Genomic DNA, 25,349 nt, shown 5'->3' on the forward strand with positions numbered 1-25,349 from the left:
GGAGCCGCGCGCAAATGAATATTTAATAATTCTATATGATACTATATTGTATAGACTGTATCCGGCGGTTATAATAGAGGGGAAGGAAACGGAGGAATCATATGGAGATTGCTCAATTAAAATACTTTCAGGTGATGGCGAATATCCGCCATTTTACACGAGCCGCACGCATGGTCGATGTGTCTCAGCCCGCGCTCAGCCGTTCCATGTCGAAGCTGGAGCAAGAGCTCGGCGTGCATCTCTTCAAGCGCCGCGACGGTGAGATCGAACTGACCGCCGAAGGGGAACGACTGCTGCGGCACGCGGACCGTATCCTGCGGGAAGTCGATACCGCAAAAGAAGAGGCGCGGGTACACCGTTCGGGCGAACAGCCGTCGTTCAAACTCTCCTTCATCCATTCCCTCGGCAGTTACCTCCTTCCCCGCCTCCTGCGCGACTTCCGGGAGCGCTATCCCGACATCCGTATCCGGCTCCACCAGCAGGACTCGGCAACGCTCGCGCAGTGGGTTGAGGCCGGTGAGACGGATCTCTGTCTCTGCTCGACGATGCCGACGACGGAGCACAGCGCGTGGGTATACCTTTGGTCGGAGGAACTGTTCGCCACGGTACCGCAGGGTCACCGACTTGCTTCACGCGAGAGTGTGGATCTGCGCGAACTGGAGGATGAGCCTCTGATCGCGCCGAAGAAAAGCTACAGCCTGCGCATCCTCGTGGATCAATTCTTCGAACTCGCGGGCGTTCACCCTGAGATCACGTTCGAAGGCGACGACGTCTCGACCGTCTCCGGTTTCGTCTCTGCGGGGCTCGGCGTGAGCCTCCTGCCGAAATTTGCCGGTGTCGGATACCCGGGGCTCTCGTACATCCCCGTCTCCTTTCCGATCTGCAAGCGTGCCGTCGGCATCGCATGGAACACGAATCTGCAGCTGTCTCCCGCCGCACTCTGCTTTCAGCAGTTCATTATGCAGCGGTTTGATACGGAATATACGGACTCTGCACAGTAAGAATCCTAAAATAAATATCCACCCGCGTAGCGGGTGGTTTTTCATTTTCGGGCATAGCCCTAATATTACTAGCGGCGTACAAGTACGCTTTTTATTGGCCTGCCAGCCATGCGTTTGTTACTTGCCACCCATAAATGGGTCTCTCGGGTCAAATAAACTCAACTGATCAGATTCCCTGTCTCGTTTCAGTTGACCTTCGATGTATTCTGTTATCGCCTTCGTGTTTTTCCCTACCGTATCCACATAGTAACCTTTACACCAAAACTCCCGGTTCCTATATGCAAATTTCATATTCCCAAACTTCTGGAATATCATTAAGCTGCTCTTGCCTTTTAGATACCCCATAAACCCCGATACACTCATTTTCGGTGGGATACTTATCAGCATGTGGATATGATCTGGACACACCTCTCCTTCGATTATTTCTACACCTTTCCACCGGCATAACGTCCGAAATATCTCTCGTATTGCCGTCCGTTTCTCTGCATAAAACACTTTCCTCCGATATTTCGGGGCAAATACTATGTGGTACTTACAATTCCACCTCGTATGTGCTAAACTATGTCTGTCTGCATTTTCTTGTTTTGACATTATGTGACCTCCCTAGTACGGTTGCTCTTGCTAAGCTGGCAGGCTCGGCTCTAGCTTACCATACTAGGGTCTATTTTTTCACCGCTTAAGCTCTTTGGAACCACGCGACTATCGCGTGGTTTTCTTTATACAAAAAGAGCAGCGGAGCATCTCCTCCCTGCTCTTTTTTATTTTATAGGTTACGCCCTATAAGAAAAATGCCGCCGAAACGCTGTTTCAGCGGCATTTGCACATTCATCTATGGAATTCTCAAGGAGTTGGATTGGGCGCCGGAGTCGGGGCCGGCGTTTGTGCCGACATCCGCCCGATGCGTACGAGTTCGGAAATCCTGACCTGATGCGTCTTGCCGTTCACGTCGGCAATGATGCTCGGCTCACCGTCCGTGATGCTGACGCCGATGATCTTCCCTTCGAAACTCTGTTTCGTCATCTTGCCGTCCTCACCCTTCACCTGTGTGATCCATTGGGCGGGCTGTCCGATCATTCCGCTGAGCTGGCCGATGAGGACGGAGGAATTGATATTGTCAACGACCTTCGTCACGTCCGAAAGGCCTTTGGCAACGTTCGTCATCTGCTCGAGTGCGGAGAACTGCGCGAGCTGCGAGAGGTATTCGCTGTTGTCCTGCGGATCGAGCGGATCCTGATATTTCATCTGCGTAACCAGGAGCTGGAGAAAGGCGTCTTTGCCAAGAGCGTCGCTTTTCTTGTTCGCCGCTTTTGCTTGATTCTGCGCCGCCTCATAGTCCGAAAGCGCCTGCGTAACGCCGTTTGCCGTGATTGTATTCAATGGATTTGCCACGATAGTTCCTCCTCAGACCGTATTATACACGGTAGTCCACGCCGTCCGCCGTCATCACTCCGCCCGGCTCCGCCGCGCCGACGACGGCCGGGACGCCCTCGATGTCGGCCTCATACTCGTCCGCGTCCCCGCGGCCGTAAACACGGATATTGCCGCGGCCGCCGTCGCTTTGCTGCCACGCCTGCTGCCCCTGCCCCTGCGGCATCTGTCCGTCCGCAAGACCTGTGTAAACGCCGACGCGGTCGACCTTAAGCCCCTGATTGTTCAGTTCCTGCCGAAGCTGAACGAGGCTGTTCTCGATGACGTTGCGCACCTGCGCGTTATCGCTGTGGAACGAGGCCTGTACGGCGCCGTCGGACCCGACGGCAACGCGCAGCGTGAGTTCGCCGAGGTGCTCCGGCTTCAGCCGAATGACCATCTGCGTATCAGTAAGCGTCCGCAGGAGCCGCACCTGCTCTACGATCTGACGCGGGATCTCGTAGTCGGTCTGCGGCCTCTGCGGAGCCGTTTCCTGCGCGGGCGCGGCAGATGCTGTATCACGCGCCGCGGGGGCGTCCGACGGCACACCGAAAGGCTGCGGGCTCTGCGGGGCGAATTCAACCGGCCGCGGCACGGGTTCCGCAACTGTCTCAGAGCGTGCAAATGGGAGCTGCTGTCCCGCGCTCTGCCGCTCCTCCTGCTGCGTTCCCTGTCCCATCGCCTCACGGCGCATCGTCCGCTGTGCGAGAATATCAAGCGGCGACGGGTCGTCGCCGTTCTCCTCGGCGGTAAGGGCGTCTCCAAGGAGTTTTTCCGCTTTTATATTTTGGTCGTTTTCCTGTGCGAGCGGCGCGGCGGCCTCCTGTGCAATCGGCACGCCCTCCACGACGTTCTGCAGCGCGCGGCTGAGCGCCGCGTTCTGCGCCGTCTGCCGTCCCTCCGTATTTGCAATGAGGCGATCCGCAGTCGTCTGTGCGAGCAGTTCGGCATTTTCTTCCGCAAGCGCGGGCAAATTCTCAGCCGTGCGTCTGATGTCCTCATTCATCGCACTGCGAAGCTGGGCGGTAAGTACCGCAAGCGGCGTGCTCGCCGGGATCTCCGGCGCACCCGAGAGTTCCTCCCCCGTCTGCGCAAGCGGCTCTCCCGAAAGCATGCGGAGAAAATTCCGGTTCTTGAGCTCTTCTGCGGGCACTTGCTGCAAAAGGCTCCGCACCGCGCTCTGCATCTCATTGCCCTCGAGCTGCTCTGCCGTCAGGCCATAGCGTTCCAGAATGTCTGTCAGCGCGCTGTCCAGCGTCTCATCCGCATCGGCATCGGTCGCGGTCAACGCCGCTTGCAGCGCCGCGCTGACTGCCGATACCGCGGCAGAAGGCATATCCGCGGCATCGTCGCCGCGCCTCTGCGCGCTCTTTTGTCCGCCGGTTCCTTTCGGCGCGTGCGCCGCCTTCGGCATATCCGCCGTCACGTCCTGTGCGTCCTGCGAAGGCGTTTTGTCTGCCGAAGGCGCGTTTCCTTTTTGCGTCTTTCCTGCGGCGGCATCGCGCGCATTTGTTTTTGACGGCTCCGCATCCGTTTTCTTTTGCAGTGCGTCAAACGTATCGCTGAACGAATTCTTCCCTGAGGTTGTTTGCGTACGGTTCGCCGCGGATACCGGGCGCACGCTCTGCGCGCCTGCTCCCGCGGAGGCTCCTTCTCCTGTGGACACAGCCATGAGACCGGTTGCATTCATCTACACATCACCTCTTCTAATTGTTTATCGGAATGCGCCCCGCATTTCTTAAATGTTTTTTGGCATAGCGCGTTTGAGCGCGTCGCCGATCGTCTCCACGCCGAAGAGCTCCATATCGTCAAACTTTCCTTGGAGCTGCCGATAGTTCTTCATCGGCAGGAGCGCCGCGCGGAACCCAAGCCGCCGGGCCTCCGTGACACGGAGTTCGGCCTGCGATACGGCGCGCACCTCGCCCGAGAGTCCGACCTCGCCGCAGACCGCCATATGGGAACGCGGCAGCCGATTGGCAAAACTCGACGCCATCGCGACGCAAAGCGCGAGATCGGCGGCGGGTTCGTCGAGGCGGATGCCGCCCGCAACCTTGACGTAGACGTCCGCGGCGCCGATGGGAAGCTTCACCCGTTTCTCTAGTACGGCGAGCAGGAGTTGGAGCCGCTTGACGTCCACGGAGTCCGCCGTCCTGCGCGGCGGCTGATACGGCGTCGGCGCAACGAGCGCCTGCACCTCGACGAGCAGGGGGCGCGTCCCCTCCACCGTCGGTACGATGACCGAGCCGCTGTCCTGCCCTCGATCGGAAAGGAAGAGCTTCGACGCATCCGGCACGTCGACGAGTCCCGTGTCGCGCATCTCAAAGAGCCCGAGTTCGTTGGTGCTGCCGAACCGATTCTTCACGGCGCGCAGGACGCGGTACTCGGCGCTGCGTTCCCCTTCGAAATAGAGCACCGTATCGACAATATGCTCGAGAACCCGCGGTCCCGCGAGGCTCCCTTCCTTCGTCACGTGGCCGATGACAAAGACGGCAATCCCCTCCGTCTTCGCGAGTCGCATCAGTTCCATTGCGCACTCGCGCACCTGCGACACGCTGCCGGGCGCGCTCTCGATATCGGGGCGGTACATCGTCTGGATCGAGTCGATGATGAAGAGCGCCGGTTTCTCCTTCATCACATGGGCGCAGATCGCGTCGAGATTTGTCTCGCTGACGACGAGCAGGCCATCCGCAACCGCCCGCAGTCGATCCGCGCGCATGCGGATCTGCCGCACGCTCTCCTCACCCGTCACGTAAAGGACGCGTTGTCCTGCGCGTGCGATATCCGCGGAGACGCGCAGCGTGAGGCTCGATTTCCCCACGCCGGGATCCCCGACAATCAGTACCATCGATCCGGGAATCACGCCGCCGCCGAGCACGCGGTCGAGCTCCCCCGAGCCGGTCGAAAAGCGCGGCAGATCCTCGACCGCGATCTCTCCGATGGGCTGCGGCGGCGCCGTATCTCCGCCGCCTCCGCGCCGGCGCTCGACCGCCGCCTCCGACACAATAATCTCCTCCGCCATAGAGTTCCATGCGCCGCAGCCAGGGCACTTGCCCATCCACTTCGCCGAATCATATCCGCAGGACTGACAAACATAGGCGGTTTTCTTCTTCTTTCCCATAGGTTCTCCCAACAGAGATAGGGAAGCGCCGCTGTTTCGGTGCTTCCCTATCCGTCGTCAAATTCTCTTTTTCAATAAACGATACGCCGATCTCGTAAGCCAATACAGGGACCACCCCAGATTGAGCAGGAAATTCGCCGAGCCCGCGCCGCGCGAGGCGAACGCGAGCGTATTCCGGCGTGTGCGGGGATCAAACCTCATTGCACGCGGCCTTATCCGGCTTCTTCGCCCGGCTTTCCTTCGTGTGAACCTTCTTGACGAAATCCAGCCCGTCTCCGGATTTGCGCACGGAGACGGTGTCGCCCGCCCCGAACTCGCGCGCGAGGAGGCGCTCCGCCAGCTCGTCTTCAATATTCTTTTGGATGGCCCGGCGGAGAGGCCGCGCGCCGAATTTCACATCGGTCCCCTTCGTGATGAGCACGCGCTTTGCCGAAGGGCTGACCTCGAGATTGATCTCCTGCTCCGCAAGACGCGCTTTCACATCGCGCAGCAGAATGTCCACAATCTTCGAGAGCTGCGGTTCGCCGAGGGCGTTAAAGACGACCGTATCGTCCACGCGGTTGAGGAACTCGGGCTTAAAGAGTTTCTTGACCTCCTCCATCACGCGCTGCTTCGCACGTTCCTCGTCCGTGCCGGCAGTCTGTCCCATGGAAAAGCCGATCTGCCCCGTGGTGGAGCGCAGGTGATTCGCCCCCGCGTTCGAAGTCATAATGATGATCGTATTGCGGAAGTCCGTCACCGTCCCCTGACCGTCCGTCAAACGCCCGTCCTCAAGGACTTGCAGGAGCATATGGAACACGTCGGGGTGCGCCTTCTCCACCTCGTCAAAGAGGATGATGGAGAACGGCTTCTTGCGGACGGCATCGGTGAGTTGGCCGCCCTCCTCATAGCCGACATAGCCCGGAGGCGCGCCGACGAGACGTGCCGTCGTATGCTTCTCCATATATTCCGACATATCGAAGCGGATGATCGCTTCTTCCGTACCGAACACGCTCTCGGCCAGGGCGCGCGCGAGCTCCGTCTTGCCGACGCCCGTCGACCCGAGAAAGAGGAACGAGCCGATGGGACGGCGCGGATCTTTGACGCCGGCACGCGCGCGGCGCACAGCCTTAGAGACGGCTCGTATGGCCTCATCCTGCCCGATCACGCGGCGCCCGATGGTCTTTTCGAGAGCGAGCAGCCGATCCGATTCCTTCGCCGCGATGCGCTGTACGGGAATCCCCGTCCACTGCGCCACGACGCCCGCGATATCGTCCTCCGCCACGAGAATCAGCGTGCGCTGCTCATCGCCGCGCCGCGATGCCTCGAGCTGTACGCGCAGCTCCTGCTCCCGGTCGCGCAGGCGCGCCGCCTCCTCATAGTCCTGACCGCTGATGGCGATATCCTTCTCCTTGACAAGGCCGGCAATCTCATTGCGCAGGCTCGAAAGCGCGTCGCTCGTGCCGATATGCTTCATACGTACACGCGAGGCCGCTTCATCCATCAGATCGATGGCCTTATCCGGCAAATACCGGTCCGTGATATAACGCTTCGATAGGTGTACGGCCGCCGTTACGGCGGCGTCCTCGATACGCGCGTGATGGAACTCTTCGTATTTATCGCGCAGACCGAAAAGGATCTTCTCCGCGTCGGCCTCGTCGGGTTCTCCCACCGTAACCGTCTGGAAACGGCGGGCAAGCGCGCTGTCCTTTGCGAAATGCTTCTTGTATTCCGTCTGCGTCGTCGCGCCGATGATCTGCATCTCCCCGCGCGCAAGCGCCGGCTTGAGGATATTCGCCGCATCGAGCGAGCCCTCCGCGCCGCCGGTACGGATGAGCGTATGAATCTCGTCAATGAATAGGATCAAATCCTTCGATTTGATCACATCGTCGACGACATTTTTGAGCCGCTCCTCGAACTCCCCGCGGTATTTCGTCCCCGCCACAAGCGCCGTCATAGAGAGAGAGACGATGCGTTTGTTCTCGAGCAGGAACGGCACCTCGCCGTCCGCAATGCGCTGCGCGAGCCCCTCCGCGACGGCCGTTTTGCCGACCCCCGCTTCTCCGAGGAGGAGCGGATTATTCTTCGTCCGCCGCGCAAGAATCTGGATCAATCGGTCGATCTCGGTCTCCCGCCCGATAACGGGGTCAATTCCGCCGCTGCGCGCGAGGGCGACGAGATCCCGCGCATATTTTTTGAGCGATACGGGCAGCCCCTGTTTTTCGCTCTTGCCGGACTTCTTGCGCGCCGATTTCCCCTTCGGTTCCTCCGCCGCGGTATTCATACGGTCAAAGACCTCGCCCTGGAGTTCCTCGATATCGACGTCGAATTCCTCGAGCGTCCGCACCGCGGTCCCCTCCGCCTCGGTGAGCAGACTGAGCAGAATATGCTCGGTCGTCACGAACGAACGCTCTTCACGCGCCGTATCGATGGCTCCCTGCATGACGCGCTGTGCGCGGCGCGTATAGTAGGGCACTTCGTCGTTCGCTATACGGACGTCTTGAAACCCGTCCGCGCCGCGAATGACCTGCTCCGCGCCGTCATAATCCACGCCGTTTCTGCTCAGCACATCCGCCGCGATCGTATCGCGCATGTGCAGAATACCGAGCAGCAACTGGCCGGTGCCGATGTACCCTTTGCCGCGGCGCTGCGCGATATACTGTGAAAACTCGACGGCCTTGATGGCCGACTGTGTAAAAAACTGCCGATAATTCAAGCTGTCCCCCTCCTATCCCCGAATGCGATACGCATCGAGTATCTCGCGCACACGCGCCGCGCGTACGCTGCTGATCTCGTTTTGTGATAAATTTTCGTTTTCCGCTAAATTTTTCAGATACCCCTCGCGCATCGCGACGAGGATCTCCGCATAGCAGTCCGGGCTGATGCCCGTGATGATGCCGCGGTCTATGCCGAACCGCACGCGCGACGCGAGGTCGAATACCTCCTGCTCTGTGAGCGACCGCGCATACGAGAGAATCCCATAGGCGCGCCATACGCCGTCCTCCACACCGTCCTTGCCGAAGTAGGAGAGCGCCTTGCGCGCGCGCCGCTCGTGTCCGATGATCTCACCGACCGCGGCGCGCAGGTTCTCAATAATCTCGGACTCGGAGTACCCCAGCGTGAGCTGGTTTGACATCTTATAGATATGCGCCGCCTCGCCGTCGCCCTCGAGCGGGTGCACCGCGAGGCCGAGCTGCGGCGATGTGTTGACGATATTATCGATATTGCGCGTATAGACGAGCCCCGGCAGATGCAGGAGCACCGAGGCGCGCAGCCCCGTCCCGAGGTTCGTCGGATAGGCCGTCAGATACCCCATCGTCTCGTCAAAGGCTAGATCCAGCCGCTCCTCAATATAATCGTCCAGTTTGGACGCCGACTCAAATGCCTGCGTGAGCCCGAGCCCCGGCGCCATCGCCTGGATCCGCAGATGATCGTCCTCGTTGACGAGAATGCTGACGCTCGTATCGTCGCTGATATATGCGGTTCGATACGGCTGTGCCTCCGCGAATTTCTCACTGATGAGGCGTTTTTCGATCAGCACCGCGCGCTGCAGTGCCGTCAGGCGGTCGATCTCCGCACGCTCAAAGCTTTGCCCGGTATCTGTGCTCACGGATTCGAGCGCCGTGTCCACGGCGCTGCAGATCTCGCCGAGCTGCGCATGGTCCGCGCGGTTGGGGAATGGGAGCCGCACCAGGTTCCGAGCGAGGCGCACCCTGCTCGAGAGTACGACGTCGCCGTCCCGCCCGCCAGCGCCGAACCACGAGAGCCGTCCGTCGGAGAGGAGATTGTCGAGCGCCATATTCACCCCTCCTCCATCTGCCGCTCCAGGCTGCGGATACGGTCGCGGTATTCCGCGGCCTTCTCATATTCCTCGCACGCGACGGCTTCCTTTAATCGCGCACGAAGCTGTTCAGCCTCCTGCCGCAGCATAATGGAGCTCCCGGAGCGCCGCGGAATCTTGCCGCGGTGTACGCTGGAACCATGAATGCGGCGCAGGAGCGGCCGGAGTTCCCGGTGGAACGTCTCGTAGCAGACCGAGCATCCGATGCCCGCCTGCGAAAAGTCCTGAAAACGCATCCCACAGTTCGGACAGGTGATGTCCGGCGCGTCGTCGGCCGTCTCGCGCTCCTCCGTATTGCCGCCAAAAACGCTCTTGAGGAAATCGTTCACCGAGACGTTCTGCTGCTGCGCACGGAGAATCGATTCCCCGTAACGTGCCGCACAGTTCATACATATATTCTTTTCACTCCGTCCGCCCGGGCCGATCTGCACGATGTGCACGATCGCCTCGTTGCGTCCGCATTCTTCACAAAGCATAGCGGTAATCCCTTTCCCCTCGCCCCCGGGTAAAATATCGGTTTCTTTTATAGTTCATCGTATACGTCCAAAAGATAGTTCACACAAAATGCCTATGTAAAATTTTCGAGGGTCAAAAGCATCGTCTTGAGCATCTGCACGCGTTCTTTGACGGCGAGCGTCTTAGAATGATAAAGCCCCGTCACCGTCTGCATCATGAGCGCCGCTTCGCGCGTCTCGACTATACCGTGCTGCGCCAGATAACGCACCATCGACTGCACCGTCCCCATATCGGTCGTCTCGTCGATCTTCGACAGCATATCCTCATAGACAAGATCCTTCAGCGGCACCTGCACGATGCGGATGAACCCGCCGAGCCCGCGCCGCGATTCGACGACAAAGCCTTTATCCTGCGTAAAGCGCGTCGAGAGCACGTAGCTGATCTGCGACGGCGCGCACGAAATCTCGTCCGCAATATCCGTCCGCCGCAGTTCCACCTGGCCGTCCTGACGCGAGGCAAGCTGACGAAGAATATACGACTCGATCATATCGGCAATATTGCTCATTGTATCACCTTCTCCGGAAATTTATCTTAGATTTTCTCCTATTATATTTGATTTTTTGACTTTTGGCAAGCAGAATCTGATCTTTCTGCTTTCCATGCGCCGTCTGCGAAGAGACGAAGTTTGCGCTCGTGGTATTTCTCCACGCGACGGCGGTGCGCGACGCTGACGACGGCGGGCTCGGGGCACATCCCGCACAGCAGTCCGTACATGCGGTCCTCGTTCTCCTCGTCGAGCGCGGATGTCGCCTCGTCGAGGAATATCCACGCCGGACGCAAAAGGATCGCCTTTGCGAACGCGAGCCGCTGCTGCTCGCCGAGCGAGAGCACCTGCGCCCAGTTCTCCTCCTTATCAAGCCGCGGGATGAACGCCGCCAGGTTCGCCTGCCGGAGCGCCTCCGCGATCTGCTCCGTATCCGCCGCATCCTCGGGCGCGGGGTAAAGGACTGCGGCGCGCAGCGTTCCCATCGGCAAATAGGATTTCTGCGGCAGGAAGAGCGTTCGCGCGCCCTCCGGCATCGTGATCGCTCCGGTCCCATACGGCCAGATGCCCGCAATCGCACGGAGCAGCGTGCTCTTTCCGATGCCGGACGGTCCTTCGATGAAGAGGCGTTCTCCGCGCGTAAGGACAAAGGAAAGCTTTCCCGTGAGTATGCGCCCGTCGGGCCGGCACACGGTGAGTTCGCGGACGGAAAGCCCCTCCCCCTGCGCCTCGCGGGAGATATCCGAGGCCGACATGGCGGTCTCCACCCGCTCCATATGCCGGCGGAAGTCCGTCAGTCGGTTGACGACCGTCTGCAGCTGCGCGATGGACGCCTCGGTCGGCGAGTAATAGCGCAGGACGAGGAAGGACAGCGCGTTGACGACCTGCTGGAACGCGACTGCCGTCTGCATCAGTCCGCCGAACTGCATCTCCCCCGCAAAGATGCGCGGCACGGCGACCATATAGGGAAAGAGGAATCCCACGCGCCAGTGCAGCTCCGTCACCCACGTGAGCTGCACGCGGCGCAGCATGAGACGGAAAAAATTTCGGCGCACTGCCTCGAACCGCCCAAGCGCTCCTGCGCTCTCGCGTTCCTCTCCGTTATAAAAAGCGACGCTCTCAATGTGCTCGCGCAGGCGCGCAAGTCCGAAGCGCAGGTCCGCCTCGTACTCCTGCTGGCGATTGCTCAGGCGAACGATGGGCCGTCCCGCCCAGAGCGTCGCCCATGTGCCGAGGAGCGCATAGCCGACCGCAAGCCATACCATGTAGCCGGGCAGCGAAACGGACGCGCCGCCGAGCGGAATGTCGATCACGCCCGAGAGCCCCCACAGTACCGCGCCGAACGACGAGATGCGCAGCACCGCGTTGAAGATACCGAGCGTGAGATTGAGAAAATATGAGACGAAGAGCCGCACGTCGTCCGTGATGCGCTGATCGGGGTTGTCGACGGTGCTTTTCCCGTCCGCGCTCAGCTCCTCGTCGATCTGCATGAGGTAATACGTGCGCCCCGAGAGCCAGCGTTTGACGAAGTCGTCGACGAGCTGTGTCCGCCAGCGAATCTCGAGGTACTGCATGAGATAGTTGCGCCCCACCTCCATCGCGATGAACGCGACCATATACATGGGCCAATATTTCAGATAGAAAAAGAAGCTGTCCGAATCCATCTGTTGAATGGTATCGTAAAACATCTTCTGCCATGCGTTGTAATCCACCATGACGGAGACGTAATAAGCCTGCAGCGCGAGAATCGCGGCGGCGAGCAAAAATATCGTCCAGCGCCTCCGCGGCTGCCAGAAGCCGCGCATGAGACTCCATACGTCGCGGAAGAACGCGCGCTGCGATCGATTCATCAAGATGTCCTCCTCTCCTCCGTCAATATACCCTCCATGAAAATCATTGTCAATATAAAAAGCCGCCCGCGGGCGGCAAAAACTTGGCGGCTCAATACCGCCGCAAAAATTCTCTCCCGAAGACGGCAACGGTATAATAAAAACCGATGAGAAACGGCAGATATTCGGCAATGAGCCGCCAGCAAACGGCAACAATGCCGACGGTGCCGGCGGGTACGATAGCGGCAAAGAGGAGGACGAAACCGCCCTCGGCGACACCGGAGCCGCCGGGCGTGGGGCTGAAATAGAGCAGCATATTGAGGAAGATCATACGCCCCATAACGGTGTACCAGTCGACGCCCGCAACGCCGAGCCCCAGCAGGAGGCACGGCACGACGGCGTAGATACAAAGGAGGTTCAGCCCCGATTCGGCAAAGACGACGAGCATCCCGCGCGGCGCTCCCACCAGAAGAGAAATGGCGCTCTTCGTGTCGCGGTAAAGGGCAAAGACCTGGTCGCGTCGTTTCTCACACAGCCGCCGTGCAAACCAAACCACAATATAGTCGAGATAACCGCGCCGCGCACCGATCACGATGGCGATGATGCCGAAAAACGCCGCAAGGGTCGCCGCCATCAGGATATCGTTGGAGATGCCCGGAATGATGCCCTCGTCATGCAGAAAAATCAACGGCATACAAAGCGCGAGAAAGAAGATCGAGAGCAGCGTGCGCACGATAACGAGCACGGCCGCCTTGCCCGTGGGCACGCCCGCATGGCGCAGGAACATGACCTGCGCGACCGCGCCGCCCGTCGCCCCCGGCGTTAAGAGCGCGAGAAAGTAGTTGCCGAAAATGACCTGCACCGCCTGATAGAGCGTGATGCGCTCGTTCGATATCTTTACGAGGTGCATGAGACGGCTGCCGTCGAAAAACATACCGAGCCCGACGGCGCAGAGCGCGAGCAGGAGCGACCACGGCTGGAACCGCGTGAGATTCTGCAGCGTATTGATATCGACGGTCGTATAAATGACCGCGCCCGAGATGCCGACGACAAGCACGAAAAGGAGGAGAAAGCGGCGCGTGAATTTACTCATGGCTCACTCTCTCCCCCGCTCCTAGTCGTTCAAAAACTCTTCATGCGCCGCAAACGCGTTGTGGCTGTGAATGGATTCCTCGTTCTCGCATTCCAGTGAAAAATACGCGAGCCCCGGCAAGGCGCGCAGGGCGAGGACGGTGTCGCGCAGGATGTCCTCGACGAATTTGGGATTCTCGTACGCCGCCTCCGTGACGTATTTCTCATCCGCGCGCTTGAGCAGCGGATAGATGGGCGCCGAACCCTGCCGCTCGAGCAGCGCCGCGAGCTCCTCGATGTAGATGCACGGCACGCCCGCGCGGTACCGCAGGCGCACGCGCGCGACGGAACGCTGATTGTGCGCGCCGTATGCGGATATCTCCTTGCTGCACGGGCAAAGCGATGTGAACGGCATGGCAAGCCCCAGTTCAAAGCGCATCGGCCGGCCGCGGCGCTTCCGTCCCGTAAAGGACGCCTCGGCGTCCAGCAAGGATACCCTGCCGCTGACGGGCGCCGTTTTCTCGATGAAGTAGGTAAAGGCAAGCGTCACCTCCGCCTCCTCAGCGTGGAGCCGTTCGAGCGCCTCGCCGAGCATCGCCTCCATCTCCTCCTCGGCGAGCGGCTTATCGCGCCACGGCAGGAGGATTTCAAGAAAGCGGCTCATATGCGTGCCCTTGAACTCCATCGGCAGGGACACGGTAAAGGCGATGCGCGCGAGCACCTGCTGATATCCGCCCGCCTGCTTCTTAATGAGGAACGGGAGTTTGACCTCTTTCACCCCGACGCGCTGGATTGCGATACCGCGGTCATCCTCTCGGCTTTGTACGTCGAGCATCAGCGTACCTCCGCCGCATAGGGAATCGGGTCGCGCCGCCCGGCCTCGGCAAATCCCCGCAGGCGCAGCTTGCAGCTGTCGCAGACGCCGCACGCCTCCGTGCCTCCCCGATAACAGCTCGTCGTCAACTCATAGGGTGCGCCGAGCCGCGTCCCGAGGCGAATGATCTCGCCCTTCGACAAATATTGGAGCGGCGCCTCAATAACGATGCGCCTGCCCCGCTCTGCTGCGGCGGCCGTCGCCGTATCCGCCGCCGCTTGGAACCGCTCGATAAATTCCGGACGGCAGTCCGGATACCCCGAGTAATCGACGGAATTGACGCCGATGTAGAGATGCGCCGCGCCCACGCGCTCCGCATAGCCGAGCCCATAGCTGAGGAAGATCAGATTGCGCGCGGGCACATAGGTGACGGGAATGTCCGTGCGGTCCGGATCCCCCTCGGGCACATCGACCGCCGCATCGGTAATCGCGGAGCCGCCGATCGCATCCATATTCGTCTCGATGACGAGGTGCTCCGCCGCGTGAAAATGCGCGGCGATGCGTTTGGCACAGTCCACTTCTCTATCGTGCCGCTGCCCGTAAACAAAGCTGACGGGATAGAGTTCGCGTCCCTCCTCCTGCGCGACTGCCATACATGTACAGCTGTCCAGCCCGCCGGAGAGCAGAATCACAGCCTTTTCCCGCATAGCGTTCCCCTCTTCCTGTCGTTTCAATCAATCTTATCCGAGCAGCGCACGGATCGCGGCGCCAATATCCTTTGCGCCGTAAATTGCGGACCCTGCGACGAGCACGTTTGCCCCCGCCGAACGCACCGATGCGCTCGTCTCTGCGTTGATGCCGCCGTCCACCGCGATGTCCACATTCAGCTCGTTGTCCGTCACCGTGTGATAGAGCGCGTGGATCTTGCCGAGCATGTTCTCGATGAATTTCTGCCCGCCAAAGCCGGGGTTTACCGTCATGAGGAGCACCATATCGAGATCGTCGATGAGTTCCTCGAGCGTATAGATGGAGGTGCCGGGGTTGAGGGCAAGTCCCGCCTTGCAGCCGGCCTCCTTGATCTGCTGAATGAGCCGGTGCGGGTGCCGGGTCGCCTCGACATGGAACGTGAGGATATCCGCACCCGCGCGCGCGAACGGCTCGATATACGTTTCCGGATGCTCGACCATAAGATGTACGTCGAATACGAGCTTCGACTGCCTGCGCAGGCTCTCGACAACGCAGGCCCCCATCGTGAGATTCGGCACGAACGTCCCATCCATCACGTCGATGTGGAGGTACTCGGCGCCCGCTTCCTCTACGCGGCGCACATCTGTTCCGAGGTCGGCGAAGTCCGCCGACAGGATGGAGGGTGCGATGATGACGGGGCGCTCCGGATGCATATGCTCTTCCTCCGCACAGCCGCATCCATATTCATGGTCACGCTCATGTTCATGCCCGCATGCGCAGTCGTGGTCGTGATGATGTTCGTGTTCGTTTGACATTTGATTCTCCTACTTTTTCTTGGTGCGAAGTTCGCTGAGAAGCGCAATGTACGCCTCGTAGCGCGCGCGCGATATCGCCCCCGCCTCCGCCGCCTCTTTAACGGCGCAGTCCGGTTCGTGACTGTGACTGCACGGGGCAAAACGGCAGCCCGTATACCGGGCAAATTCCGGGAAACACGCCGTGAGTTCCTCGGGCGTAAGATCCGAGAGTTCCTGCTGCGTAAATCCCGGCGTATCGACGACAAATCCGCCCGCATAGGGGATGAGTTCGGCACGCCGTGTCGTGTGGCGTCCGCGCCCGATCTTCTCGCTGACGGTTCCCGTCGCGAGAGCAAGCGCCGGGTCTACGGTATTGAGGAGGGAGGACTTCCCCGTGCCCGAGGGGCCCGCGAAAACGGTGATCTCTCCCGCGAGGAGATCGCGCAGCGCGGCCACCCCCGCGCCGGTCTGCGCCGAGACGCAGAGCACGGGATACCCCGCGCACGCGTAATCTGCGGCGATGCTTTTCGGATCGCCGGAGCAAAGATCTATCTTGTTGACGCAGAGGACGATTTTGTGTGCGCCGGAGCGCTCCGCGAGGACGAGGAAGCGGCTCACGACAAGGGGATGCGGATCCGGCGCGGCGGCGGCGACGGTGACGATAATCTGAGTGAGATTCGCCACGCGCGGGCGTACGAGGAGGTTTTCACGTTCCTCGATACGCTCGACGACGCCTTCTTCCGCATCCATACGGTCAAAAGTCACGATATCGCCCGGGACGATCCCCCTATCGTTCCTCCCCTTTTTCATCCTGCCGCGCAGCTTGCACGCAACGATGCCGTCATCCGCCGCCGCATAGATCACACTGTTGTATACCTTTAAAACGCGTCCCCGCTGCTCCAATATGTCCCCCGTTCTATTCTGTTTTCTCGGTTTGGATGCGGCGTGCCGACGGCGCTTTATCTCCGCCCTTCGCGTCGCTGTTCTTCGTATCTTTCCCCTTCTTCGGTGCCGATTTGCTGCCCTCGGAGACGGTCAGACGGACGACCGTCCCCTCGTCGACCTCTGTGCCCGCTGCGGGCGACTGACTGATGACAGTGCCCGCCGCCTGATTGTTCTCCTCCTGCGCGACGGAGCCGACCTTCAGGTTGCTCTCCTCGATCATGCTGCGCGCACGGTCAACGGGTACGCCTTTCACGTTCGGAACATTGGTCTTCTTGACCTTCTGCCCCTTGCTGACGGTGATGTCGACGGACTGTCCCTTGCTGATGCGCGTCCCGCTGCGCGGATCCTGCGAGATCACGGTGCCGACCTCCTCGTCGGAGAAGGTCTCGTACGACGAACCGACGCGCAGGCCCATCTTCTGCAGCCGGTCAATCGCATCGGTCTGCTTCAGGCCGCGCAGGTTCGGCATCTCCATCTCTTCGCCGCCTTTGCTGACGTAGATGGTGATCATCCGCTCCTCTTTAACGGTCGTCCCCGCCTCCGGCGACTGCGAAACGACGACGCCGACGGGGACGTCCGCGTCGAACGTCTCGGCAACGCTTACGCGCAGGTGCTGATCCTCGAGAATCTGCCGGGCAAGCGTCATCTGCTTGCCCGTCACATCGGGAACGGTGATCTCCACAGAACTCCAGAACTTGCCGAAACTGAGGAATATTCCCGTAAAGAAGCCCAGTATAAGCACCAGCACAAGGCCGAAAATAAATTTCTTCGTCCGAAAGAAAGGCTTCTTTTCCTGTGCCGGCGCATCGTCCTCCTCCGCATCCGAAATCGATGAAATCTCCTGCGCTTCTTCCGCCGTCAGCACGCGCGTCGCATCGGGATCGAACGCGGGCGCGCCGGCCGTCTCTCCCCCGACAAGCTGCTCCGCCCGCACGATATCCTGCACGAGCGCACTGCTCGCGGGACGCTGCACGGGGTCCTTTGCCATCATACGCGTCACCAGCGCCTCGACGACGGGAGGAATTCCGGGAACAAAGCCGCGCAGCGGCGCCGGTTCCTCGTCGATGTGCTTACGCGCAATACTGACCGCCGTATTGCCGTCAAACGGAACGCGGCCGGCCAGCATTTCGTAGAGCACGATCCCAAGCGAATAAACGTCGGATTTCGGCGTGATGGTCGTGCCGCTCGCCTGCTCGGGCGAGAAATAATGTACGGAGCCCATGATGCTGTCGTTGTAGGTCATGGTGGACTCCGTCACCGCGCGCGCAATGCCGAAATCGGCGACCTTGACTGTGCCGTCGGGCATGACGAGGATATTGTGCGGCTTGATATCGCAGTGTACGAGCCGATTGAGGTGTGCCTGGGCCAACGCGCCCGCGATCTGCCGCGCAATGCGCAGTGCCTCTGGCACAGGCAGCGCGCCCTCTTCCTTGATGCGCTCCTTCAGCGTACGCCCCGGGACATACTCCATCACAATGTAATGCCGCCCCTCCGCAACGCCGACGTCGTAGACGTTGACGATATTCGGATGCGTAATGCGCGCAGCCGCCTTTGCCTCGCGCTGGAACCGCGCGATGAACTCCGTATCGTTCTCATACTGCTGATGAAGAATCTTAACGGCGACAGTGCGCTCCAACAGCTGATCCTTTGCCCGGTACACATCCGCCATACCGCCGCTGCCGATCAGCATCTCCAGCGCATAGCGGCCATCCAGGACGCGCTCAACCATATTCGTTCCTCCTCAATTTCCTGCCGGCTGCATGCCGCGGTCTCTATTCATAAAAGGCGTCAGCCTTCAAAATATGCTCTAATCATCTGCCGCGCAATGCCCGCCGCAGTTCTGCCGCCAAAGCCGCCTTCCTCCACGAGAACGGCCATAACGATCTTTTGTCCGCCGTGCTCGGCGGAACCGATGAACCACGCATGATCCGTTCCGGTCGCATTCTCCGCGGTTCCGGTCTTTCCCGTGACGCGCACGCCGGCAACCTCTGCCGCCGTCCCCGTCCCCGCCGCGACAACCTCCGCCATATAGCCGTCGATGATCGCCGCGCGCTCCGGCGTCGTCACGGTCTTCCATACAACCGGACGCCCTTCATAGAGCACAGTTCCGTCTGATGAGAGGACCGCGTCCACGAGATAGGGCCGCTGCACGCGCCCGCCGCCGGCGAAGGCGTCCGCAAGGAGCGCCATCTGCAGCGGCGTCACAAGGAGCTGTCCCTGTCCGATGCCGATCTGCGCAATTTCTCCGTCGCTGAGCTGCGCAAGCTGCGGCACATGCGCCGCCGCCATCGAAAGTTCGTCCGTCGTTATCCCCTCTCCGATACCGAAGCGGGAGAACGCCTTCGTAAGACCGTTTGCCCCAAGGCGCAGGGCAAGCGTCGCAAACGTGACATTGCAGGACTCACGCAGGGCGTCCGCAAGTCGGAGTTTGCCGTGCGCTTCGCCGTGGCTCTCATGCAGGACGTAGTCCGTGCCGATCGCAAGTTCTCCCGTACAGGTAAACACCTCATCCTCGGAAGTCACGCCGGCGGTCAGCGCCGCGTCCGCAACGAGCGGCTTGAACGTGGAGCCGGGCGGGTAAAGTCCCTGCGTCGCACGGTTCAGCAGCGGGCTGTCCGCACGTGCGGCGAGGGCATTCCAATTTGCCTCCACCGATGCCGGATCGACGGCCGGCGCGCTCACCATCGCGAGCACCGCCCCCGTCGCGGCATCCATGACGACGACCGCACCGCGGCGCCCCCCGAGCGCGCGCCATGCGGTCTCGGAGAGTGCGGCGTCCACCGTCAGCCGCACATCATACCCGGCATCGGCACGCAGGAGTGTGCGCAGAGGCCCCATACGATCCATATCGGCCGTCACTCCTGAGAGCGCCCTGCCTTCCGTGCGTTCGATGCCCGCCGCGCCGTACCGCTCCGTGCGGTACCCCGTCACGGGCGCGAGCGCCGCACCGTAGGGATAGGACCGCCGGCCCGCATCGTCGCTCTCAGCGACAACTCGTCCCATACGATCGAGGATACGTCCGCGGCGGATATCATTTTCCGCCAGCGCCGTCCGCGCGTTGAGCGGGTGTGCGGCAAGTTCCGCACCGTCCCAAACGCTCAGTTTCACAAGATAGAGCAGCTGCACGGCGACGAGCCCGAGCAGGAACGCTGCGACGAGTGCAATATGCTTGCGGATCTTCGGCTCAGCCATCCGCGCCCGCCTCCCGCATCGCATTCTCCCGCAGCTGCCCGGAGAGCGCCGTTAAAATACCGACAAGGATAAAACTCGCCGTCATCGAACTCCCGCCGTAACTGACGAACGGGAGCGTAATGCCCGTCAGCGGCAGGAGCTTCGTTACCCCCGCGGTGATGATGAAGGCCTGCAGGAGCAGGCCGGTCGCGCATCCCGCCGCGAGCAGAGATTCCTGCGCATGCGGGAGCCCCATCGCGATACGGCTGCCGCGCCAAAAAAGCAGCGCAAAGGCGGCGAGTACGAGCACGGCGCCGACAAGCCCCAGTTCCTCGGCAATCGCGGCGAAAATAAAGTCCGTATGCACCTCGGGAATCAGCTGCGGATGCCCCTCCGCAAAGCCCGTTCCCCAAACGCCGCCCGTGCCGACGGCAAAAAGCGACTGCACGACCTGATAGGACATCCCGCTCGGGTCCGCCCACGGATGCAGCCAAATATCAAAGCGCACGCGCACATGGCCGAAGAACGCATAGCTAAGCGCCGCCGCGATCAGAATAAAGAGCCCCGCGAGGAACACATACGACTTGCGCCCCGTCCCCATATAGGTCATGAGCACCGCCATCCCGAAGAAGAGCAGCGCCGAACCGAGGTCGCGCGCAATGACAAACATAAGAACCGAGAGCCCCCAGAGCACAATCAGCGGCGCAATGAAACGTGCGGGCGGCAGATGCAGAAATAAGAACCGCCGTGCGGGGAGTGTCAGCACCGCAAGATGATCCGCCAGATACGCCGCGAGGAAGAAAATCAGAAGGATCTTTCCGAACTCCGAGGGCTGTATGGAAAAGGTGCCGAAGGTCAGCCAGTTCCGATTGCCGCCGATGCTCACGCCGAAGAGGAGCGGCAGAACCAGCACGCCCGTCGTCAAAAGCCCAAGCACGTAGGGATAGTCGAGCAGACGGCGCAGACGGGACCATAATAGAATCGTCGCCCCCCAACACAAAATGCCGGCGGACGCCCAGCGCAGCTGTGCGGCGAATAGATCCGGACGCAGGCGCGCAATCTCAGCGAGCCCCACCGAGAGCAGGACGTAGACGATACCAAGCGGTACCGTGTCGAGTCCGCGCCGTATGGCAACGATATAAGAGACGGCGCCAAGAACGAGGAGCAAAAGGAGCCACGGCAGATACGGGAGATCCCGCGCCGCTTCGAACGCCCAGCCGGGCTGCCCCGCGCCGTGCTTTAAGAGGAGCACACCCAGCGCGCACAGCAAAATGCCTGCGGGCGCAGCTCTCAGCGCGCCGTTCATGACGGCACGTAGGCGACGGCAATCGCCGTGATGTTATCGCGTCCGCCCGCGGCAATCGCGCGTTCCACCATGCGGTCCGCGGCGCCCGCAATCGCCCCCGCGAGCAGATCGCGCAATTCGTCGTCTTCCACCATATTCGTCAGCCCGTCCGTCGCAAGGAGAAAGCGATCGCCCGCTTCTATGGGGAACGCGTCGCCGTCTACCTCCAGTTCTTCGTCGACACCGACGGCGCGCATCAGCAGATTTTTGCGCGGATGATGCTGCGCCTCGTCTTCGCTGAGTTTTCCCTGCGCGACGAGTTCCTCCACATAGGAATGGTCCCGCGACACCTGCCGCAGGGCGCCCCCGCGCAGGAGATAGAGGCGGCTGTCTCCGACGTGCGCATAGTATGCGGTCCCCGCCGCCTCGTCGATGCGGAGCACCGTTGCTGTCGACCCCATTCCATCGTAAGCGGGGTTCTCTTCGGCGGCCTCGCGTACCTGCCTGTTGGCACGGCGCACGGCGCCGACGAGCACCGATGCGTCGGGCGCCGGATCGCCTTCCGCCGATGCGCGTACGGCGGCGACAACGATGCGGCTCGCCACCTCGCCTGCCGCATGGCCGCCGAGTCCGTCCGCCACGACGTAGACGTCGCCAAAAATGCCGAAACTATCCTCGTTCGACGTCCGTACACAGCCGATATCCGACGCACTTGAAACCTCTGTCATGTCGTTACCTCTCAAACCGCAGGGAGACCGCACCGATGCGAAGCACATCGCCCGCATGGAGATACGTCCGCCCCGTCAGTATGTTGTCGTTCAGATATGTGTGATTGCGGCTGCCGAGATCTTCCGCTACGTATTGATTTTCCCGGCGATAAATCAGCACATGGTGATGGGATACGAACTGATCCGGAAGCACGACATCGTTGTCCTCGCTCCGGCCGATCGAAAGCTCGCGGCCGATAGCGAAACGCCTGCCTTCGATCCCGTCCCCGGCAACGACGTGAAGCGCGGCTCCCGATCTTTCGGCAGGCCCGCGGCGCTCCCGTGTCGCTGCACGCAGGTCTTCGCGCGTCGCCGCGAACATCCTGTGTGAGAGCCGTACGGAAAAATAGATCAGCCACAGCAGCATTCCGTATTCGAGTACGACGCGCAGTCCCTTGAGCGCCATTGCCGTCCCCATCGTCAGGACACCTCGTACCGGAGCGTCGTCGCGCCGATCCGTATCTCGTCTCCGTCGCACAAACGCCGCGACGAGATACGGTCTCCGTTCACAAAGGTACCGTTGCGGCTCTCGGCATCGTAAATCGTATGCCGATGGTGCTCATAGACGATCCATGCGTGCAGGCGGGACACATTCGTATCCGTCAGGATAAACTCGTTGCGCTCCATACGGCCCAAATAAATCTTCCGCTCGCCCAGCGCGGAGGATGCGCCCTTGTCCGCTCCGTCCGTCACCGTCAGCAGCGCGAGGTCGTGCTCGGGCGGGAGATTCAGGCAGCGCACCTCCGAGAGCGACGGGCGCTCCTCCAGCACAATGGTCTGTGCCTCGGCGTCCGACGAGGCCCGCTCGGCGGCATCAGGCACCCGATTTTGCTGCACGCGTGAAAGGAGCCGGTAGTTTCCGGCACGCAGGGCTTCGTCCAGGCCGAAGCAAATGCCGAGCTTCCCGTCCATCGAAAGATCCGCGCGGATGATGTGCTTTTTAAGCGCAAGCCCGAGCTCGTCGGCGATGCGGTGCGAGCAGAGGCGCTGATAATCCTCCGTCCCGAGCGTAAACACATAAGAGTTGGGCAGCGGCATCCCCTGTCTGCGCACCTCTTTCTCGAGGCCTTTGACAAGCTCCACGGGTTCGAGGTGGCTGCTGAATTTTCGGTTGAAGAATCCCTCGATGTGATCCCCCAAGAAAGATTCCACGCGTTCTATCATTGCGCAGCGTTCTCCTGTGACAAAAGGCGAATAAGTCGTTATCTTCGTTATCATACCACAAAAAGGAAAAAATTTACAGCCCCGCTTCCAAAAGGCGGTTGCGCAGCTGTCCGCATGCCGCTTGAATGTCCGTTCCCATTTCGCGACGCAGGGTCGCCGTGATACGGTGTTCCTCCAAGACGCGCCGGAATCGTCGGATCGCGTTGTTGCTCGGTCGATGCAGATCGCGCTCGGCAACGGGGTTGATCGGGATGAGATTGACGCTCGCAAGCTGCCCCCGCAGAAGTTCCGCAAGCTGCTCCGCCTCGCGCACACCGTCGTTTACGCCGCGGATCAAAATGTATTCGTACGTGACGCGCCGCTTCGTCGCCGCCGCATAACGGCGCGCGGCGCGCAGCACATCGGCAAGCGGATAGATACGGTTGACGGGCATGATGCGCGAGCGCAGTTCGTCCGTCGGCGCGTGCAGCGAGATCGAGAGCGAGACTGGAATCCCCTCGGCCGCGAGACGCTCAATCCCCGGCACAATACCCGAAGTCGAGAGCGTAACGCCGCGGTAGCCGAGCCCAAGGACGTAGTCCTCATGCAGCAGACGCAGCGCGCCGACGACATTGTCATAGTTCTCGAGCGGCTCGCCCGAGCCCATGACGACGATCGTATCGACGCGCGCCCCCTCCTGCCGGAGAAAGTCCGCGATGCCGATCGCCTGCGCCGCGATCTCCGCACGCGTCAGGTTACGCACCAACCCGTGCAGCGTCGAGGCGCAGAACGAACAGCCCATGCGGCAGCCTGCCTGCGTCGAAACGCAGACGGAGTTTCCGTAGGAATGGCGCATGAGGACCGTCTCCGCCGTCTGTCCGTCGGCAAACGCATAGAGGAGTTTGATCGTCGCCCCGTCCGCCGAATGCAGCCGGTTCACGACGGTCGGCCGCTCGATCGTAAACGTCTCCGAAAGCTGCGCGCGCAGGGCTTTCGGCAGGTTCGTCATGGCATGCAAAGAGCCCGCCCCGCGCCGATAGATCCACTCTGCGATCTGATCCGCGCGGAAGCGGGGCACGTTATGCGGAGCGAGCGCGGCACGCAGCTCGTCCATTGTTAATCCGAAGATATTCATAGGCGTTCCATCCGCGCGATGAAGAACCCGTCCGGTCCGTTCACGGTCGGGCATATCCGCACCGTGCGCTCCGGTCGTTTCTCACAGGGCAGGAAGGCTCCCGTCTCCGCAAGCGTGAATTCGGGATGCGCCTCTAAAAAATGTGCGACGACACGGTCGTTCTCTTTCTCCTCCATCGTGCAGGTGCTGTAAACGAGCGCGCCACCCGGTTTTACGGCGGCCGCCGCACTTTCGAGGATCTCCCGCTGGAGCTTCGGGAGATTTTTCAGTTCCGCACGTTTTCTGCGCCAGCGCGCATCGGGTTTACGGCGCAGAACGCCGAACCCCGAACACGGCGCGTCGACGAGCACGCGATCTGCCGTTCCCGCGAAGCGCACGCCGATTTCACGTGCATCGCGCACGGCGGTCTCAATAATATCGATGCCGAGACGTTTTGCATTGTTTTCAATACGGGAAATCTTGCCCTCATAGATATCGAACGCGCGGATGTGCCCCCGATTCTCCATCAGCTGCGCGATATGCGTCGCCTTCCCGCCCGGCGCGGCGCAGGCATCGATGACCGTCATGCCGGGGGCGGCGCCAAGCACATGCGCGACGAGCATGGAACTCTCGTCCTGCACTTGGCAGAGTCCTTCGCGCAGCGGCGTGAGCGCATCGAGCCCGCCGTGCCCCGTGACGACAATACCGTCGGGCACCCGCTCTGACGGCACAGCCGTGACGCCCGCCGCCCACAGCTGCGCCAGCAAAGCATCCCGTGTCGTCCGCAGCGTATTGACGCGCAGCGAAAGGGGCGCGCTCGTATTATTGCAGCGGCAGAGCTCCTCCGTCCGCTCATAGCCGTAGGCACGGATCCAGCGCTCGACCATCCACAGCGGATGCTGCGTGCGCAGGGCGAGCAAGCGCGCATCGCGCCCCGCGGGAATCTCGGCGCGTCCCGGCGTCCGAACGGCCGTGCGGAGCACCGCGTTGACAAAGGAATCCGCCCCTCTGCGGCCGTATTTTTTCGCGAGTTCCACGGCGGTGTCGCAGGCGGCGGATGCGGGTACCTTATTCATAAAGAAAAGTTGATAGATGCCAATGCGTAAAATCTCGCGTATCTGCGGCTGCACGCGTTCGATGCCGTCCGTCAGATACTGCGCAATCATATAGTCGAGCGTATCTCCCGCCTTCACGGTGCCGTAAACGAGTTCCGTCAAAAATCTGCGGTCACGATCCGTAAGCCGCGCCGTGCGCATAGCGCGCACAAGCGCGACATTTGCGTATGCCCCTTCGTTGCACACCTCCGAGAGTACCTGCACGGCAAGTTCACGCACGGGGTCTATCTTCTTAGCGCGGTAACGCCGCTCTCTCATGGAACCATCC

23 protein-coding genes are annotated in these 25,349 nt (G+C 61.0%); 1 reads left to right on the top strand and 22 read right to left on the bottom strand.

Going from position 1 to position 25,349, the window contains the following annotated elements; translation table 11 throughout:
• Nucleotides 1–101: 101 nt before the first annotated feature.
• Nucleotides 102–1,001, top strand: a complete 900-nt coding sequence (locus tag HMPREF9161_RS02580) for a LysR family transcriptional regulator (protein WP_009728120.1) — start codon at nt 102–104, stop codon at nt 999–1,001.
• 117 nt (nt 1,002–1,118) lie between these two features.
• On the opposite strand, the gene tnpA is transcribed toward HMPREF9161_RS02580, so the two are convergent.
• From tnpA to rsmB, 22 genes are all read right to left on the bottom strand, one after another.
• Nucleotides 1,119–1,592: an IS200/IS605 family transposase gene (tnpA, locus tag HMPREF9161_RS02585; RefSeq protein ID WP_009728121.1), complete on the bottom strand. Its 474-nt coding sequence runs from the start codon at nt 1,590–1,592 to the stop codon at nt 1,119–1,121.
• Between the two features lie 249 nt (nt 1,593–1,841).
• Entirely contained in the window at nt 1,842–2,390 is a 549-nt protein-coding gene (locus HMPREF9161_RS02590) for a flagellar hook assembly protein FlgD (protein WP_009728122.1), read from the bottom strand.
• A 22-nt stretch (nt 2,391–2,412) separates the two neighbouring features.
• Entirely contained in the window at nt 2,413–4,098 is a 1,686-nt protein-coding gene (locus HMPREF9161_RS02595) for a flagellar hook-length control protein FliK (protein WP_009728123.1), read from the bottom strand.
• Between the two features lie 48 nt (nt 4,099–4,146).
• Nucleotides 4,147–5,526 carry a DNA repair protein RadA gene (gene radA, locus HMPREF9161_RS02600; protein ID WP_009728124.1) on the bottom strand — a complete coding sequence of 460 codons (1,380 nt, stop codon included), beginning with the start codon at nt 5,524–5,526 and terminating at the stop codon, nt 4,147–4,149.
• 190 nt (nt 5,527–5,716) lie between these two features.
• Nucleotides 5,717–8,221, bottom strand: coding sequence for an ATP-dependent Clp protease ATP-binding subunit (locus HMPREF9161_RS02605; RefSeq protein WP_009728125.1), 2,505 nt, complete (start codon nt 8,219–8,221; stop codon nt 5,717–5,719).
• A 12-nt stretch (nt 8,222–8,233) separates the two neighbouring features.
• Nucleotides 8,234–9,304 carry a hypothetical protein gene (locus HMPREF9161_RS02610; RefSeq protein WP_009728126.1) on the bottom strand — a complete coding sequence of 357 codons (1,071 nt, stop codon included), beginning with the start codon at nt 9,302–9,304 and terminating at the stop codon, nt 8,234–8,236.
• 2 nt (nt 9,305–9,306) lie between these two features.
• Entirely contained in the window at nt 9,307–9,822 is a 516-nt protein-coding gene (locus HMPREF9161_RS02615) for a UvrB/UvrC motif-containing protein (protein WP_009728127.1), read from the bottom strand.
• A 92-nt stretch (nt 9,823–9,914) separates the two neighbouring features.
• Complete coding sequence (locus HMPREF9161_RS02620) at nt 9,915–10,367, bottom strand: CtsR family transcriptional regulator (RefSeq protein ID WP_009728128.1); 453 nt, start codon at nt 10,365–10,367, stop codon at nt 9,915–9,917.
• 41 nt (nt 10,368–10,408) lie between these two features.
• On the bottom strand, nt 10,409–12,196 hold the full coding sequence (locus HMPREF9161_RS02625; RefSeq protein ID WP_009728129.1) for an ABC transporter ATP-binding protein/permease: 1,788 nt from the start codon (nt 12,194–12,196) through the stop codon (nt 10,409–10,411).
• A 91-nt stretch (nt 12,197–12,287) separates the two neighbouring features.
• Nucleotides 12,288–13,268, bottom strand: a complete 981-nt coding sequence (locus HMPREF9161_RS02630) for a lysylphosphatidylglycerol synthase transmembrane domain-containing protein (RefSeq protein ID WP_009728130.1) — start codon at nt 13,266–13,268, stop codon at nt 12,288–12,290.
• Between the two features lie 21 nt (nt 13,269–13,289).
• A complete protein-coding gene (folE2, locus tag HMPREF9161_RS02635) occupies nt 13,290–14,081 on the bottom strand; it encodes a GTP cyclohydrolase FolE2 (RefSeq protein ID WP_009728131.1) in 792 nt (263 codons plus the stop codon).
• On the bottom strand, nt 14,081–14,767 hold the full coding sequence (queC, locus tag HMPREF9161_RS02640) for a 7-cyano-7-deazaguanine synthase QueC (RefSeq protein ID WP_009728132.1): 687 nt from the start codon (nt 14,765–14,767) through the stop codon (nt 14,081–14,083). The genes folE2 and queC overlap by 1 nt, the downstream gene beginning before the upstream one ends.
• Before the next feature lie 33 nt (nt 14,768–14,800).
• Nucleotides 14,801–15,562: a ribulose-phosphate 3-epimerase gene (rpe, locus tag HMPREF9161_RS02645; RefSeq protein ID WP_037348548.1), complete on the bottom strand. Its 762-nt coding sequence runs from the start codon at nt 15,560–15,562 to the stop codon at nt 14,801–14,803.
• 9 nt (nt 15,563–15,571) lie between these two features.
• Nucleotides 15,572–16,444, bottom strand: a complete 873-nt coding sequence (rsgA, locus tag HMPREF9161_RS02650; protein WP_009728134.1) for a ribosome small subunit-dependent GTPase A — start codon at nt 16,442–16,444, stop codon at nt 15,572–15,574.
• 13 nt (nt 16,445–16,457) lie between these two features.
• Nucleotides 16,458–18,215, bottom strand: a complete 1,758-nt coding sequence (gene pknB, locus HMPREF9161_RS02655; RefSeq protein ID WP_009728135.1) for a Stk1 family PASTA domain-containing Ser/Thr kinase — start codon at nt 18,213–18,215, stop codon at nt 16,458–16,460.
• 59 nt (nt 18,216–18,274) lie between these two features.
• Entirely contained in the window at nt 18,275–19,678 is a 1,404-nt protein-coding gene (locus HMPREF9161_RS02660) for a penicillin-binding protein 2 (protein ID WP_009728136.1), read from the bottom strand.
• Nucleotides 19,671–20,963, bottom strand: a complete 1,293-nt coding sequence (locus tag HMPREF9161_RS02665) for an FtsW/RodA/SpoVE family cell cycle protein (protein WP_009728137.1) — start codon at nt 20,961–20,963, stop codon at nt 19,671–19,673. Before HMPREF9161_RS02665 ends, HMPREF9161_RS02660 begins: the two co-directional genes overlap by 8 nt.
• The gene (locus tag HMPREF9161_RS02670; protein ID WP_009728138.1) at nt 20,960–21,670 is read right to left on the bottom strand and encodes a Stp1/IreP family PP2C-type Ser/Thr phosphatase; all 711 of its coding nucleotides are present in this window, start codon (nt 21,668–21,670) and stop codon (nt 20,960–20,962) included. The genes HMPREF9161_RS02665 and HMPREF9161_RS02670 overlap by 4 nt, the downstream gene beginning before the upstream one ends.
• A 4-nt stretch (nt 21,671–21,674) precedes the next feature.
• Nucleotides 21,675–22,127, bottom strand: a complete 453-nt coding sequence (locus HMPREF9161_RS02675) for an FHA domain-containing protein (RefSeq protein ID WP_009728139.1) — start codon at nt 22,125–22,127, stop codon at nt 21,675–21,677.
• A gap of 2 nt (nt 22,128–22,129) precedes the next feature.
• Nucleotides 22,130–22,873 (bottom strand): FhaA domain-containing protein, encoded by a 744-nt coding sequence (locus HMPREF9161_RS02680; protein WP_009728140.1) that lies wholly within the window; start codon nt 22,871–22,873, stop codon nt 22,130–22,132.
• 73 nt (nt 22,874–22,946) lie between these two features.
• Nucleotides 22,947–23,987, bottom strand: a complete 1,041-nt coding sequence (rlmN, locus tag HMPREF9161_RS02685; RefSeq protein WP_009728141.1) for a 23S rRNA (adenine(2503)-C(2))-methyltransferase RlmN — start codon at nt 23,985–23,987, stop codon at nt 22,947–22,949.
• On the bottom strand, nt 23,984–25,339 hold the full coding sequence (gene rsmB, locus HMPREF9161_RS02690; RefSeq protein ID WP_009728142.1) for a 16S rRNA (cytosine(967)-C(5))-methyltransferase RsmB: 1,356 nt from the start codon (nt 25,337–25,339) through the stop codon (nt 23,984–23,986). The genes rlmN and rsmB overlap by 4 nt, the downstream gene beginning before the upstream one ends.
• Between the last annotated feature and the right edge of the window lie 10 nt (nt 25,340–25,349).

It is taken from the genome of Selenomonas sp. F0473 (assembly GCF_000315545.1).
In the GTDB taxonomy this organism is placed as follows: Bacteria; Bacillota; Negativicutes; order Selenomonadales; family Selenomonadaceae; genus Centipeda.